General features: G+C 74.4%; 14 protein-coding genes. 7 read left to right on the plus strand and 7 right to left on the minus strand.

Annotated features, from left to right (window positions below; translation table 11 throughout):
• Positions 1-238: 238 nt before the first annotated feature.
• Positions 239-904 (minus strand): DUF4097 family beta strand repeat-containing protein, encoded by a 666-nt coding sequence (locus ACFC1R_RS22100; RefSeq protein WP_375941099.1) that lies wholly within the window; start codon positions 902-904, stop codon positions 239-241.
• A gap of 511 nt (positions 905-1,415) precedes the next feature.
• The gene (locus ACFC1R_RS22105; protein ID WP_375941101.1) at positions 1,416-2,024 is read right to left on the minus strand and encodes a GNAT family N-acetyltransferase; all 609 of its coding nucleotides are present in this window, start codon (positions 2,022-2,024) and stop codon (positions 1,416-1,418) included.
• Positions 2,025-2,104: 80 nt separating this feature from the next.
• Here ACFC1R_RS22105 and ACFC1R_RS22110 point away from each other — a divergent pair, with 80 nt between their 5' ends.
• On the plus strand, positions 2,105-2,764 hold the full coding sequence (locus tag ACFC1R_RS22110; protein ID WP_375941103.1) for a hypothetical protein: 660 nt from the start codon (positions 2,105-2,107) through the stop codon (positions 2,762-2,764).
• 295 nt (positions 2,765-3,059) lie between these two features.
• Here ACFC1R_RS22110 and ACFC1R_RS22115 read toward each other — a convergent pair whose 3' ends face one another.
• Positions 3,060-3,701, minus strand: coding sequence for a hypothetical protein (locus ACFC1R_RS22115; RefSeq protein ID WP_375941105.1), 642 nt, complete (start codon positions 3,699-3,701; stop codon positions 3,060-3,062).
• A gap of 137 nt (positions 3,702-3,838) precedes the next feature.
• Here ACFC1R_RS22115 and ACFC1R_RS22120 point away from each other — a divergent pair, with 137 nt between their 5' ends.
• The gene (locus tag ACFC1R_RS22120) at positions 3,839-4,516 is read left to right on the plus strand and encodes a response regulator transcription factor (protein ID WP_375941107.1); all 678 of its coding nucleotides are present in this window, start codon (positions 3,839-3,841) and stop codon (positions 4,514-4,516) included.
• A 51-nt stretch (positions 4,517-4,567) separates the two neighbouring features.
• Positions 4,568-6,016, plus strand: a complete 1,449-nt coding sequence (locus ACFC1R_RS22125) for a sensor histidine kinase (protein WP_375941109.1) — start codon at positions 4,568-4,570, stop codon at positions 6,014-6,016.
• A gap of 8 nt (positions 6,017-6,024) precedes the next feature.
• Here ACFC1R_RS22125 and ACFC1R_RS22130 read toward each other — a convergent pair whose 3' ends face one another.
• Complete coding sequence (locus tag ACFC1R_RS22130) at positions 6,025-7,245, minus strand: hypothetical protein (RefSeq protein WP_375941111.1); 1,221 nt, start codon at positions 7,243-7,245, stop codon at positions 6,025-6,027.
• 110 nt (positions 7,246-7,355) lie between these two features.
• Here ACFC1R_RS22130 and ACFC1R_RS22135 point away from each other — a divergent pair, with 110 nt between their 5' ends.
• Positions 7,356-7,796 (plus strand): MarR family winged helix-turn-helix transcriptional regulator, encoded by a 441-nt coding sequence (locus ACFC1R_RS22135; protein WP_375941113.1) that lies wholly within the window; start codon positions 7,356-7,358, stop codon positions 7,794-7,796.
• 158 nt (positions 7,797-7,954) lie between these two features.
• Here ACFC1R_RS22135 and ACFC1R_RS22140 read toward each other — a convergent pair whose 3' ends face one another.
• Positions 7,955-8,986 carry a zinc-binding alcohol dehydrogenase family protein gene (locus tag ACFC1R_RS22140; RefSeq protein ID WP_375941115.1) on the minus strand — a complete coding sequence of 344 codons (1,032 nt, stop codon included), beginning with the start codon at positions 8,984-8,986 and terminating at the stop codon, positions 7,955-7,957.
• 359 nt (positions 8,987-9,345) lie between these two features.
• Between ACFC1R_RS22140 and cbiE the strand changes: the two genes are divergently transcribed.
• Both cbiE and cobM read left to right on the plus strand, forming a co-directional pair.
• Complete coding sequence (gene cbiE / locus ACFC1R_RS22145) at positions 9,346-10,698, plus strand: precorrin-6y C5,15-methyltransferase (decarboxylating) subunit CbiE (protein WP_375941228.1); 1,353 nt, start codon at positions 9,346-9,348, stop codon at positions 10,696-10,698.
• A complete protein-coding gene (gene cobM, locus ACFC1R_RS22150; RefSeq protein ID WP_375941117.1) occupies positions 10,698-11,459 on the plus strand; it encodes a precorrin-4 C(11)-methyltransferase in 762 nt (253 codons plus the stop codon). Before cbiE ends, cobM begins: the two co-directional genes overlap by 1 nt.
• On the opposite strand, the gene ACFC1R_RS22155 is transcribed toward cobM, so the two are convergent.
• Positions 11,456-12,655, minus strand: coding sequence for a cobalt-precorrin-5B (C(1))-methyltransferase (locus tag ACFC1R_RS22155; RefSeq protein WP_375941119.1), 1,200 nt, complete (start codon positions 12,653-12,655; stop codon positions 11,456-11,458). The genes cobM and ACFC1R_RS22155 overlap by 4 nt on opposite strands.
• Positions 12,656-12,675: 20 nt before the next feature.
• Between ACFC1R_RS22155 and ACFC1R_RS22160 the strand changes: the two genes are divergently transcribed.
• Positions 12,676-13,440 (plus strand): cobalt-precorrin-6A reductase, encoded by a 765-nt coding sequence (locus ACFC1R_RS22160; RefSeq protein ID WP_375941121.1) that lies wholly within the window; start codon positions 12,676-12,678, stop codon positions 13,438-13,440.
• Positions 13,441-13,488: 48 nt separating this feature from the next.
• Here the strand turns inward: ACFC1R_RS22160 and ACFC1R_RS22165 are convergent, their stop codons facing one another.
• Entirely contained in the window at positions 13,489-14,391 is a 903-nt protein-coding gene (locus tag ACFC1R_RS22165) for a S41 family peptidase (RefSeq protein ID WP_375941122.1), read from the minus strand.
• Positions 14,392-14,447 lie beyond the last annotated feature (56 nt).

Consider the following 14,447-nt stretch of genomic DNA (forward strand, 5'->3'; position numbering starts at 1 on the left):
GATGCCCGGCCACCCGAGCCAGCTGCCGCTGCGGCGTGAGACAGCTCCCGAGAGCCCCTCAAGACAGCTTGACAGCGTCATTGGGAATCCTCCTGGTCGCGTTGGACGTCTGGTACGACTTCTCCAGGCCCTGCACGTGGATCGCGGGCCCCTGGGGACGGACGGCCGAGTCGTCGGTGACGACCGGCGGGGTTCTCGATCGCGGTGGGCCCGGCCGGATGCTCCTGGCCCCGCTCCTTCAGAGGCTGCGGGCGCTGATGTCACCGTGGGAGGTGGTGGCGCGGATGTCGAGGTCGGTGGTGCCGTCGTTCTTGAGGGCGTTGCTGATGCGGCCGTACCCGGTGCCGGCGTCCAGGGCGGCCGAGACGCCGGCGGCGGCGACGACCGAGATGTCGCCGGACTGGGTGCGGAGCACGACCGCGCCGCGCACGGCCTCGGCGATCCGAATGTCGCCCCTCGCAGTACTGATCTCCGCGGGGCCGCCCAGCCGGCCGACCTCGACGTCGCCGTCGATCGCGGTGAGGCGGACGCTCTCGGCCTCGTCGATCTTGATCTGGTGGTACGCGCCTTCGAAGACGACGTCACCGAGGCGGCCGACGCCACGGAGCTCGGAGCTTGCGGTCCTGGCCTCGATGCGGGAGCCGGCGGGCAGCTGGACGGTGACCTCCAGGGATCCGGAGGGGCCGAAGAGCTGGTTCGTGGGCTCGGCGGTGTGGATCCGCAGGACGCCGTCGGCGTAGGCGACGGTGGTCTGCCCGGCAGCCTTGACGTCGCGGCTCTTGGCGGGGTTGGCCGGCCGGACCTCGACGGTCGTGTCGGTGCGGTCGGCGGCGATCAACTGGACGCGTCCGGCGGGGATGTCCAGGACGGCGGAGATCGGGGCTGGGGTGTCGAACTTCTGCATCGTGCTCTCCTGCGCTCGCTCGTTGTTTCTGATGCAGAAAACGCTACGTTGCTTTCGATAACTACGCAACGCACTCGTTGCCTTAAATTGGCATCTTCGCAGGTAAATGGCAGCAAAGTGTTGCAATGAGCCAAAGAGCAATGCAACGACAATCGTCCAGGTCGTTGCAATGGATGAGAAGTGAACGCTATGGCGGGGAATCGGGGACCGCCAGGGAGGATCACCGGGGAGACCGCGGTGCCGGGACGCGGGCTCGCCCGGCAGGAGCACCGGCGGATCGCACCGGGGCCGACCGGCAGCCCCCTACGCCGAGATCGCCCGATGCCTCGACCGTCCGACCTCGACGGTCCGTTTCCCCGACTTCATCAGCGAAAGCATCGCCCGCGCCGCCGGACGGGCCCGCGAAGTCCTCCACACCGGCCCCGGAACGACCTCGAACGACGGCACCGCCGGTGGGGCTGCTCGCGCCGCCCGCCCGTGAGGGTGCCGGCCGGCGGGAGATCCGCCACCGTCAGCGACCCCGGCTCCGGAGCTCTCCCCGTGCCGGTCGGCAGACCTCTGCGACCGCGCCGTCCGCCTGTTGGCGGGTCAGCCGCCAGATCTGATCCTCGCCGGTCTCGGCCGGGGCGAGGCGCTCGGCGGGGCGGCGCAGGTGTTCGGTGAAGCCGAGGCGGGCCGGGACGGCTCCGCTGGCGCGGTTGGCCGGGTCGTGGACGACCTCGACGCAGTCGACGCCGGGGAGGCGGAAGGCTTGCGCGACCAGGGCGCGGGCGGCCCGGGTGGCCACTCCGCGGCCGGTGGCGGCGGGGTGCAGCCAGTAGCCGATCTCGCGGCCGTTGTCCGGGGCGTCGTCGCGCCGGAGGAGCCAGCAGACACCGACGATCGCGCCGTTCAGCACGATCACATAGGTGAACTCCCCACCAGTCGCCCAGCGTTCCGCGCGGCGGGCCAGGAAGTCGCTGGTCCTGACCGGGCTGTGCTCGGCGACCCAGGCCATCCAGGGGCGCAGGTGCTCCAACGACTCCTCGATGACCCGGAGGAGCTCCGGAAGGTCCGCCTCGCCGTCGAAGCGGCGCAGCGTCAGGTCGTCCAGCTCGATCACCTGCTGTGGAAGGTCCATACCGGGAGGGTCGTATGCGGCCGCTTCCGTCGGCAACGGCATTTCGAACTCGGTCGGCAATGGCCTGTTCAATGTCCGCCATGAACGTACACGAGCTGGTGTCCGCGCTGGCCGATCCCGACGTCCTGCGTGCCCGCTGCCGGGCGCCGGCACTGCTCGACGTCGTCCTCGACGGCTTCGCCCCGAGGTACGACTACATCCCGAACTGGCGTGCGGGCGTGGATCTGGCCACGATGGAGAACGGTTCCGGTGATCTGTACGGGATCGTCTTCGATCCGGCCGGGGCCTTCCTCTACGGCTTCGACCACGAATGCGACGCCACGCCGTGGCGGGAGTGGCCCAGGGCGCACTGGCCCGGGCTGCTGGAGGGCCTGCCCACCGCGCTGGCGCACTACCCGGCCGCTCCGGAGCTGCAGTTCGACGGCTTCTTCGACGCGACGGTGTGCGCGTGGCGCGAGACGGGCGCGACCTCGTGGCAATGCGGTCCGGTGGAGTTCGCGCCCGAGGAGACCGACGGAGCCGGTTGGCTCTTCGGAGTGCTGACCGACGGCAGCGCCGAGGCCGTCCGCACGGACGCCGAGTACTACTACGAACGGCCCGTCGACCGGCAGGCCGTCGCTGCGCTCCTGGCCGGGGCCCCGCTGGACCGTCGGACGGTCGGTGCGCTCGATCCGGCGGCGGACTTCGAGGCGACGGCCGACCGTGCCCGCCTGCTCGGTTACGCGGTGGCGGACGTCTGAACGAGGGAAGAGGTGTGCCCGGCGAGCTCAGGCCGCGAGCGCAGTCGGCCGCCGGGGGGCTGGACTTCCGGCTGCGACGGGGTGACCGGCCGGAACGCCCGGAGGCCCTGCGCAGCGCCGCCACACCCGCTGCTCCCGGGCCGGAGGCCGCCGTCCACCCGGCCCGCCGCAGCGGTGGGGAGGCCGCTGGGGGGGCGTGGCGGACCGGGTGGTTCTCCCGGCGCTGCTCACCGGGGGTACGGATGCCGCCCGGCACTGCGCGAGGTGCGGCGCGGGCGGCGGAGGGAGGCAGCGGTCAGTTCTGACCCGCCGCCGAGGCGAGAACGGTGTTGCCGGTCACCGAACCGGCCGTTCCGTCCACGGTGACCAGGTGGCGCACGCCGTCCGCACCGAGCACCTCGACCGCCCAGGCGCTGCCGCCGCCCTGCTGGCCGACGACCCGCAGCGCGTCGGCCTTGCCACCGGGGACGGCGGCGACGGCCTTGGCGACCGCCTGGTCCGCCGGGACGGCCGGGACCGGTGCGGGCGCGAGCTCCGCGCCGCCGGTGGGCCGGTCTCCGCCCGGGAGGCCGCCGCCCTCGCCGTCGCCGTGGCCGCTCCGGCCGTGACCGTGCGAGTGGCCACCCTCACCGGGCTTCGACGCGTCCTCGCCCGACTTGGAGGCGTCCTCGCCGTGGTGGCCCTCGCCCGCGCCCTCGTGCCCGGCGGCGAAGTGGCCGTGCCGACCGCCCTCGTGCTCCAGACCGTGGTGGACCACGGCGGCGGCTCCCACTCCTGCGACCCCCAGGACGACCACGGCCGCGCCCACGGCCAGCAGCCGGGGCCGACGCCTCGGCAGACGCAGGTACCGGTCCCGGAACGGCTTCTTGGCGGCAGCGACCGGCTCCGCAGCGGTCCCGGCTGCCTCGAACGACTCCGGGGGGACGGACTGGGACATACTGGTGTTCCTCCTCAGGCGGCCGGACCTGCGCCGACCGCTCGGCGCCCAGCATGGCCAGGCATTGCTGAAGCTGGCCTGAAGCATGCTGAAGACGGCTTCAGCCGATGCCGGGACGGTGTGCGACCCTGGACCCCGTGCGCGTACTGGTGGTCGAGGACGAGAAACGGCTGGCCCAGGCCCTGCAACGGGGCCTGCAGGCCGAAGGCTTCACCGTGGACGTCGCCCACGACGGTCACCAGGGCCTGTGGCTGGCCATCGAGCGCGACTACGACGTGATCGTGCTGGACATCATGCTGCCGGGGCTCAACGGCTACCGCGTCTGCGCCCGCCTGCGCGCGGCCGGGAACGAGACGCCGATCCTGATGCTGACCGCCAAGGACGGCGAGTACGACGAGGCGGAGGCGCTGGACACCGGCGCCGACGACTACCTCTCCAAGCCGTTCTCGTACGTCGTCCTGGTCGCCCGGCTGCGCGCCCTGCACCGCCGCACCGGCCGCCGACTGCCGCAGACGCTCGCCGTCGGCGACCTGGCGATCGACCCGGCCCGCCGGACCTGCACCCGGGGCGGGGCCGAAGTCCGGCTCACGGCAAGGGAGTTCGCCGTACTGGAGTACCTCGCCCGGCGCGCCGGGGAGGTGGTGCCCAAGCGCGAGATCCTCGACCAGGTCTGGGACTCGGCCTTCGAGGCGGACCTCAACCTGGTCGAGGTGCACGTGAGCGCCGTCCGTCGCAAGATCGACACGGCCTTCGGACGCTCGGCGCTGGAGACCGTCCGCGGCGCGGGCTACCGCCTGGCGGCCGACGGTGGCTGAGGCCCGCCCGGCGGCGGGTCCGTCCGGCGACCGCGGCCCGGGGGTGCGGGAGTGAGCGCAGCCGGCCGGAACCGTCCGGCCCGGTTCGGCACCCTGCTGCGCGCCCGCGCCCTGCGCACCCTGCGCCGCCTGTGGCCGGACTCCGTCCGGGCCAGGGCGACCGTCGGCGCGACGGCGGTCGTGGCGGTCGCGCTCGGCACGGCCGCCCTCGCGCTGCTCGCCATCCTGCACGCCAACCTGAGCCGCAACGCCGAGCGGGCCGCCGCCCAACAGGCCGACACCGTCGCACAGTTGGCCGCACAGGGACGGCTTCCCGATCTGGTGCCGCTGGCCCACGGCGCCGACTTCATCCAGGCGGTGGACGCCGACGGCCGGGTGGTGGCCGCCAGCCAGAACCTGGCGGGCAAGCCGCCGGTGGCCGACCTGCGCCCGGCGGACGGCACCCTCCGCACCACCTGGTCCGGCGGACCGGTGGACGACGACCACGACCAGCGCCTGGTCGCCGTCACCACGCAGACCCCCAGCGGCCCGCTCACCATCTACGCCGGAACCTCACTGCGCGATGCGGACGCGGCCGACGAGATCACCAAGGCCGCACTCGCCGTCGGCCTGCCGCTGGTGCTCGGCACCGTCGCCTGGGCCACCTGGTGGGTCGCGGGCCGGGCGCTGCGCCCGGTGGAGGCGATCCGCGCCGAGGTCGCCGACATCACCGAGCACCGACTGCACCGGCGCGTCCCGGTCCCGGCCGCCGAGGACGAGATCGCCCGCCTCGCCCGCACCATGAACAGCACCCTCGACCGGCTGGAGGAGGCGGGCGCCCGGCAGCGCCAGTTCATCGCCGACGCCTCGCACGAACTGCGCAGCCCGATCACCGTGCTGCGCACCCAGCTCGAGGTCGCCACGGCCCACCCGGACCCGGCGCTCTGGCCCGACCTGGTCAAGGACGCACTGGAGGACACCGTCCGGCTCCAGGACCTGGCCTCCGACCTGCTGCTGCTCGCCCGGCTGGACGCCGCCGACCCGGTCAAGACCGAGCCCCTGGACCTGTCCGAACTCTGCCGGGCCGGCGTCGCCGGCCGGCCCGCCGACCGGATCGCCGTGCTGACCCGGCTCCAGCCGGACATCACCGTGACCGGCAACCGGAGTTGGCTCACCCGGCTGCTCACCAACCTGCTGGACAACGCCCAGCGCCACGCCGAGCAGCAGATCCGACTCACCCTGCGCACCCATCCCGAGGGCACCGCCGTGCTGGAGGTGCTCGACGACGGGCCCGGCATCCCGGACGCGGACCGCGCCCGGGTCTTCGAGCGGTTCACCCGCCTCGACGACGCCCGCAGCCGCGACCACGGCGGCACGGGGCTCGGCCTCGCCATCGCCCGCGACATCGCCGGCCACCACGGCGGCACCCTCACCGCCGAATCGTCCGAGCGCGGGGCCCTGCTGGTCGCCCGCCTGCCGCTCGCCGGAACCCGCCAGGGGCGCTCGCCCGGAAACGGCTGATCCGGGTGTCAGACACCGACGGCCTCCTCCATCTCCTCCTCGTCCGCCGCCCGGTCCGCCGGCTCGGCAGCCGCCCGGTCCGCAGACACCCGGGGCGCCGCGAATGCCCGGGACACCGGGGACGCCTGGGACGCCTGGGATGCCCGGAGCGCCTGCCGCCGCTCGTACACGCCTGCGACGACGAGCATCGCCAGACCCGCCACGAACCAGAGCACCAACGAGAGCACCCGGCCGTCGAGTCCGGCGCCGCCGTCGAAGTAGAGGATGCTGCGCGCGCCCTCGACGAAGCCCGCGCCGTTCCAGAACGCGTGCAGCGCGCCGAAGAAGCCGTTCTGCAACTCGGGGCGGTAGATCCCGCCGGAGCTGGTGAAGTTGAGCATCACGAACAGCACCATCAGGGTCAGCGTGGTCCAGCGCCTGAGGAAGGTGTGCAGACCGGTTCCGACCGCGATGATGCCCGCCGAGTAGAGCCAGCCGAGCGCCCAGACGGCAAGGCAGTGGTGGTCGACGACGTGGAACAGCGGGCCTGCAGTGACGATCCCGATCAGGCTGACGGCCAGCGAGGTCACCAGGCCGACCAGCGCACGCACCCGCATGCCCACCGCCGCGCCCGCCGCACCGATCACGGCCACGCTGCCGTACGAGCCGATGCTCAGTGCGACCAGCAGGAAGAAGATCCCCTGGCCGGTCGGGTCGCCGCTGCTGAGCGGGGCGACGTCGGTGACGGCGAGCGGGACACCCTGCTGGGCCGTGACGGTCCGGAACACCGCCTCGGCGGCCATCGCGGAGGTGTCGGAGCCGGCCTTGGCGACGAGCAGTTCGGGGTGCTTGCCGCCCGGCACGAACGCCCCGGCCAGGTTCCGGTCGCGCAGCTGCTGTTCGGCGGCCTGCCGGTCGGGCAGCGTGGTGACGTCGAGGGCGTCGCCCGCCCTGTCCTTGACGGTCTGCGCCAGCACCTGGGCCTGCTGCGTGGTGCCGACCACGGCGACCTTCAGGTGGTGCGGCTCCGGCTGGTGGAAGGCGCCCAGGTAGGCGAGCGCCATGCCCAGGCACATCAGCAGCGGGGTGAGCAGGTGGACGGCGATGTGCCCGAGGCTGCGCCACAGGGCCGGTGCGGCATGGGCGGCGTGCGCGGCATGGGCGGCGGTGGCCTTCGGGGCGGCGGCCCGCTCGATGGCGGACTGTGCGACGGCGGGGCCGGCGGGTGCGGTCCCCTGGGGTGCGGTCATGGTCCGTACGGTCCTTCTCGTGATCTCGCGACCGGGCAACTGGTTGGCAAATGCAACCGAAAGTCCGGACAGGTTGGTATCTGCAACCCACCTGGATGTACTATACAACCGTGAACGAGAAAGCCGCATCACCCTCCCGTGACGACTCCCTCCGGTCGATCCAGCGCGAGCTCACCGCCTTCGCCCGACGCGCCCGCAGCCGGGCCGCCGAGCTGCACCCCGAACTGTCCCTGGTCGCGTTCAGCATGCTCGACCTGATGACCGAGCGCGGCGGCTGCCGGGGGGCCGACCTGGCCGCCTACTTCATGCTCGACAAGTCGACGGTCAGCCGCCAGGTCGGTGCCCTGGAGAAGCTCGGCTACCTGGTCCGCGAGACCGATCCCGAGGACCACCGGGGCCAGATCCTGCGCCCCTCCCCCACCGGTCTGGAGGCGATGCGCGCGGCTCACGAGCAGCGCCGGATCGCCTTCCTGGACCGCCTCGCCGACTGGGACGACGCGGACATCGCCCAGCTCGCGGCCTACCTGGAGCGCTACAACTCGTCCTTCTGACCGGCACCCGGCCGTCAGCGGCGGGGCCGGCCGGACCCACCGGCCCCGGTCCGGCCCCGGCAGACTCCGTCCGCCCCCTGCCGCACCCCCGGCCGGCGCCCGAGCCGCCCGCCGCCCCGCCGACGTCAACACCGTCCGGCCCCGTCACCCCGGACCCGTCACCCCGGGCCCGGCCGGACCGCGTCCGCCCGGCCGTCGGCGACCAGCACCGCCGCGCCCGTGATCCGGCCGGCCGCCAGGTCCGCCAGTGCCTCGGCCGCCTCGGCCATGGCGTACCTCTGGAGGTGCACCACCGGCGGGTGCGCCGTCACCTCGGCCAGGTAGGCCAGGGCGTCCGCCCGGGTGTTGGCCGTGACACTGCGCAGCGTGCGCTCCTGGAACAGCTGCCGCCGGTAGCCGAGCGCCGGCACGTCCGTGAGGTGGATCCCGGCGATCGCCAGGGTCCCGCCCCGGTCCAGTGCTTCGAGCGCGACCGGCACCAGCGACCCGACCGGCGCGAACAGGATCGCCGCGTCCAGCGGTTCGGGGGAGCCGGCGTACGCGTCCTGCGCGGAGGCCGCCCCGAGGGCCAGGGCCAGCCGCTGCGCCTCCTCGGACCGGGTGAACACGTGGACGGTCGCGCCGCGCGCCAGCGCCAGCTGCGCGGTCAGGTGTGCGGAGGCGCCGAAGCCGTAGACGCCCAGCCGTCCACCGGGCGGCAGCTCGGCCCGCGCCAGTGCCCGGTAGCCGATGATGCCCGCGCAGAGCAGCGGCGCGCACTCCTCGTCGGGGATGCCGGGCGGCAGCCGGTAGACGTAGCGGCTGTCGGCGACCACCAGGCCGGCGTACCCGCCGTGCAGGTCCCACCCGGTGTAGCGGGAGTGCGGGCACAGGTTCTCCCGGCCGGAGCGGCAGTACCGGCAGACCTGGCAGGTCCGCCCCAGCCAGGCCACTCCGACCCGGTCCCCCGGTGCCAACCCGGTCACCGCGGGCCCGGTCCGGACGACCCGGCCGACGATCTCGTGACCCGGCGTGCACTCCGGCAGGTGCGTCGGCAGGTCCCACTCGACCAGGTGGAGATCGGTCCGGCACACCCCGCACACCGAGACCGCCACCAGTACCCCGTACCGCCCCGGCTCCGGCACCTCGCGCGCCACCCACCGCAGCCCCCGGTCGACCACCCACGCCCCCGTCCGGCCCGTGCCACCCATCGGCCGCTCCTCTCGCTCCACGGCTCAGCACCTGGCTGATACCCGCCGCGAGCCGCTCCGACGACCGGACCGCGCGTGCCCGGGTCCGGAATGTCCCCACCTGTCCCGACCCGGGTGATCCAGGCGCCCGCAGCGGCCCGTACGGGCCCGGGTAGGCTGCGGCCTGCCCCTTTCGACCTGCGCGGACCGTGACCCGCCCGGCAGCCGGACCACCAGCACCGGACCACCAGCAGAGGAGTAGCCCGTTGGCCACCGCCACGCCGCCCGTGCCGCCAGGACCGGCGGACCACGCGCACCCGGCCGGGCCGGCCGCCACCGCTCCGGCCGCCGAAGGGCGGGCCGCCACCGGTCCGGTCACCGTGGTCGGGATCGGCGCCGACGGCTGGGCCGGACTGGCCGAACCCACACGGGCGGCGCTGCGCGCGGCGGACACCGTGATCGGCGGCCCGCGCCAGTTGGAGCTGCTCCCGCCCGAGGTCGTCGCCGCCCGGCTGCCCTGGCCCTCCCCGCTGCGTCCGGCCGTTCCCGGCCTGCTCGCCGAGCACGCGGACCGGCGCCTCGCGGTGCTCGCCAGCGGTGACCCGATGTTCCACGGCATCGGCCGCGCCCTGGCCGAGACGGTCGGCCCGGAGCGGCTGCGGGTGTTTCCGCACCCGTCCTCCGTCTCGTACGCCTGCGCCCGGCTCGGCTGGCCGCTGGAGGACACCGAGGTGGTCAGCCTGGTCGGACGGCCGCTCGACACGCTCACCCTCGCCCTGCACCCGGGCCGTCGCCTGCTGGTGCTCAGCGCGGACGCGGGCACCCCGGCCGCCGTCGCCGCGCTGCTCACCGAACGCGGCTACGGCCCGAGCCGCCTGCGCGTGCTCGAACACCTCGGCGGCCCGCAGGAGCGGCAGTCGGACGGCTGCGCCGAGGACTGGCCGTACGGGCCCGGGGCCGCGCTCAATCTGATCGCCGTCGAGTGCGCGGCCGCGCCCGGCGCGCCCCGGCGGTCGCTGGTGCCCGGCCTGCCCGACGACGCGTACGAGTCGGACGGCCAGCTGACGAAGCGCCACGTCCGGGCGGCGACGCTGGCCGCGCTGGCGCCGGTGCCAGGTGAGTTGCTCTGGGACGTCGGCGGCGGGTCGGGCAGCATCGCGATCGAATGGCTGCGCGCACACCGCTCCTGCCGGGCCGTCAGCGTGGAGCGCGACCCGGTCCGGGCGGAACGAATCGCCCGGAACGCGGCCGCGCTCGGTGTGCCCAGGCTGGCCGTGGTGACCGGCCCCGCGCCCGCTGCCCTGGCCGAACTCCCCACCCCCGACGCGGTGTTCATCGGCGGTGGGCTCACCGCACCCGGCCTGCTGGAGGCCTGCTGGGACGCGCTGCCGCCCGGCGGACGGCTGGTCGCCAACACGGTCACCCTGGAGTCGGAAGCCCTGCTGGCCGCCTGGTACCGCCGGCACGGCGGCGAGCTGCTGCGGCTGGCGGTCGCGCACGCCGTACCGGTCGGCGGGTTCACCGGCTGGCGGCAGGCGATGCCGGTGACCCAGTGGTCGGTGGTCAAACCCGGAGAACCGCAGGCCCCGGCGGCACCGGCAGAGGCCGGAGGACCGGCAGAGCCGGGAGCGCCGACGGGCCCCGCAGGGCCGGCCGGCCCCGCAGCACCCGAAGAACCGCAGAGCACGGGCCGGCACCAGGCCCGCACCAACACCCAGGGAGCGCACACCTGATGACCGTCCACTTCATCGGAGCCGGTCCCGGCGCCGCCGACCTGATCACCGTGCGCGGCCAGCGGATCCTGGCCGCCAGCGGGGTCTGCCTGTACGCGGGCAGCCTGGTGCCGCGCGAGCTGCTCGCCGAGTGCCCGCCGGACGCCCGGCTGGTCGACACCGCCCAGCTGAACCTGGACCAGATCATCGCCGAGATCGTCCGCGCCCACGAGGAGGGGCTGGACGTGGCCCGACTGCACTCGGGTGACCCGTCGGTGTTCAGCGCCGTCGCCGAGCAGATGCGCCGGCTGGACGCGGCGGGCATCCCGTACGAGGTGGTGCCCGGCGTGCCCGCGTTCGCCGCTGCGGCGGCGGCGCTGAAGCGGGAACTGACCGTGCCGACGGTCGGCCAGACGGTGATCCTCACCCGGGTGGCCAGGCAGGCCACGCCGATGCCGGAGGGCGAGGACCTCGCCACCCTCGGGCGCAGCGGTGCGCTGCTCGTCCTGCACCTGGCGGCGCGGTACGTGGACAGCGTGGTGGACGAGCTGCTGCCGCACTACGGCGCCGACTGCCCGGCCGCCGTGGTCGCGATGGCCAGCCGCCCGGACGAGTTGGTGCTGCGGGGCACGCTCGGCGACATCGCGGCGCGGGTGCAGGAGGCCGGGGTGCTGCGGACCGCCGTCATCCTGGTCGGCCGGACCCTCGGGGCCGAACAGTTCCGTGACAGCCACCTGTACTCACCGGAACGCGAGCGGCCGCACGAGCCGTGCGGCAGCTAGTCGGCGCCGGGCCGGCCGGGTCGGCTCCGGTGGGTTCCACCGGCCGGTGCGGCCCGGCCGACGATGTTTCCGGCGCGGTCGATGCAGATGACGTCGACCGCGACCGGCGCACCGGTCAGCACGCCGAGTGCGGTGGCGCGGGCGGCCTCGGCGACCAGGTCGCCGAGCGGCACCCCGGCGGCCGAGCAGAGCTGGACCGCTTCGAGACCGGTGTTGGCCGCGGCGACGGCGGCGGTCAGGGCCGGGTCCGCGCCGCCCCGCTCGGCCAGTTCGGCCAGGTAGCCCTTGTCGACCTGGGAGCGGGCGGAGTGCAGGTCGAGGTGGCCGGCGGCGAGCTTGGAGAGCTTGGCGAAACCGCCGGCGACGGTCAGCCTGGGGACCGGATGGCGCTTGAGGTACTTGAGGACGGCCCCGGCGAAGTCGCCCATGTCGAGCAGGGCGTCCTCGGGCAGCCCGTGCACGGCGGTGGCGACCCGCTCGGAGGTCGAGCCGGTGCACCCGGCGACGTGGGTGCGCCCGGCGGCGCGGGCGACGTCCACACCGCGCCGGATGGAGTCGATCCAGGCGGAGCAGGAGTAGGGCACCACGATGCCGGTGGTGCCGAGGATGGACAGGCCGCCGAGGATGCCCAGCCGCGGGTTCCAGGTGGAGCGGGCGATCCGCTCGCCGTCGTCGACGGAGATCTCGACCTCGACGTCCCCGCTGCCGCCGTGCCGGGCGGCGATCTCGGCGACCGTGTCCCGCATCATCTGCCGGGGCACCGGGTTGATCGCGGGTTCGCCGACGGGCAGCGGCAGTCCGGCCTTGGTCACCGTGCCGACGCCGGGCCCGGCGCGGAAGACCGTCCCGCTCCCGGGCGGCGCGTGCCGGACGGTGGCCCGGATCAGCGCGCCGTGGGTGACGTCCGGGTCGTCCCCGGCGTCCTTGACCACGCCGGCCATCGCCCAGGCGCGCCCCCCGACACCCTCCTGACGATCCGTCAACTCCTGCCCGTGACAGCCGAGTTCCTCCACGGCGAGGGCGAAGGCGGGCTGCTGCCCCTTGGGCAGCGTGATCGTCACCGGGTCGGGGAACTCCCCGGTCAGCAGTGCCGTGTACGCGGCGGCGGTCGCCGCCGTCGCGCAGGCGCCCGTCGTCCATCCGTGCCGCAGCCCGCTGCTCTTGAGCTGTGCGGCGCGGCCTCCCGTCTCAGCCACGTACATCCCCTGGAGTTCCCATGCCCGTGCGGCACGTCCTGATCCTCGGCGGCACCACGGAGGCCCGGCGACTGGCCGAGCGGCTCGCCGCCGGACAGCCGGCGGGTGCGCCACCGCTGCGGGTGACCAGTTCGCTCGCGGGCCGGGTGGCCGAGCCCCGGCTGCCCGCCGGGGAGGTGCGGATCGGCGGGTTCGGCGGACCGTCGGGGCTGGCCGCCTGGCTGCGCGAGCAGCACGTGGACGCGCTCATCGACGCCACCCATCCCTTCGCCGGAACCATCAGCCGCAATGCGGCCGAGGCAGCCGCCGAGGTACATGTTCCCCTGCTGGCGCTGCGGCGTCCCAGCTGGGTGCCGGTTTCCGGGGACCGCTGGCATCCGGTGGACTCGCTGGCCGAGGCGGCCGACGCACTGCCCGGCCTGGGCCGCCGGGTCTTCCTGACCACCGGACGTCAGGGGCTGGCCGCCTTCGCGCACCTCGACGGCCACTACTTCCTGGCCCGCTCGGTGGACGCCCCCGAGGCACCGATGCCCCCGCACACCGAGGTCCTGCTGGACCGGGGCCCGTTCACCCTGGACGGTGAACGGGCCGTCTGCCGCGAGCACCGGATCGACGTCCTGGTCACCAAGGACAGCGGCGGTGCGGCCACCGCTCCGAAGCTGACGGCCGCCCGCGAACTCGGCCTCCCGGTCGTGATCGTCCGGCGCCCCGAGCTGCCCCGGGGCGTCCCGGCCACCCCGGACGTCCCGGGCGCCCTCGCCTGGCTGGCCGGCCTCGCCCCCTGACACCCACCGCCCGGACGGTCGGGGGCGGGCCGCCCGCCCCCGCACGGGCTACCCGGCGAGCAGGCTCGCCGCCTCCCGGAGGGCGACCTCCAGCGCCTGGTCGGCCGGGACGGCGATGTCCGGTACGACGCCCACCGCCTCCCAGTTGGTGCCGGTGACGGGGTTGATCGAGCGGGCGGTCGGCACGGTGACGGTGATGTGCGGGCTGACGGCGATCCGGGCCGTGGGGTGGGCGCCGCCCCTGGTGGTCTCGCCGATCAGCGTGGCGCGCTTGTTGACCAGCAGGTTGTAGGCGAGTTCCTCGCCGCCGGAGAAGGTGAAGCCGCTGGTCAGCACGTAGACCGGCCGGTCGAGGTAGCGGGGGGCCGGCAGGTGGGTGGAGGTCCAGTACTGCCGGGTGGAGTCGGTGACCCGGTCGTAGATGTCGTTGAGGTGGGTGTCGCCGTCCGGGAAGAAGTAACTGCACCAGAGGGCGACGCCCTCGGGCGAGCCGCCCCGGTTCTGCCGGAGGTCGATGACCAGGGCCTCGGTGCGGGCGAGGATCTCCATGGCGGCCGCGAAGGTGCGGGCGGCCGGGCCGGGCTCCCCGATCATGCGCAGGTCCAGGTAGCCGATGTTGCCGTCGAGCCGCTCGACCCGCTGGACACCGTGGTTCGCCGCCAGGGCCATCGCCTCGAAGTTCGCCTGCGCGAGCTCCTCCGGCTCCTCCTCCATCGACTGCGGCTCCTCCTGGTGGAGCAGCCTCAGGTGCTTGTCGGGGCATGCCTCCTGGAGGTGTGCGGTGACCGCGGCGCACAACTCCGGTGCGGTCAGGCCGTCGTAGGCTCCGGCGGCGAGGTGGCCGCGGATCGCGGTGTCGATGGCGGCGGTGCGTTCGGGGAAGACGTACCCGGCGGTGATCCGGGCGAGGGCGCTGTCGAGTATCTCCGCCGTCTCGGCGTTGGCTGTCATGAGCCGCGATGGTAGCGGGCGGACCGCCGCCCGCCGACCGGTTATCGGACGGCGGT

The organism is Kitasatospora sp. NPDC056138, from assembly GCF_042264695.1.
GTDB lineage: Bacteria > Actinomycetota > Actinomycetes > Streptomycetales > Streptomycetaceae > Kitasatospora.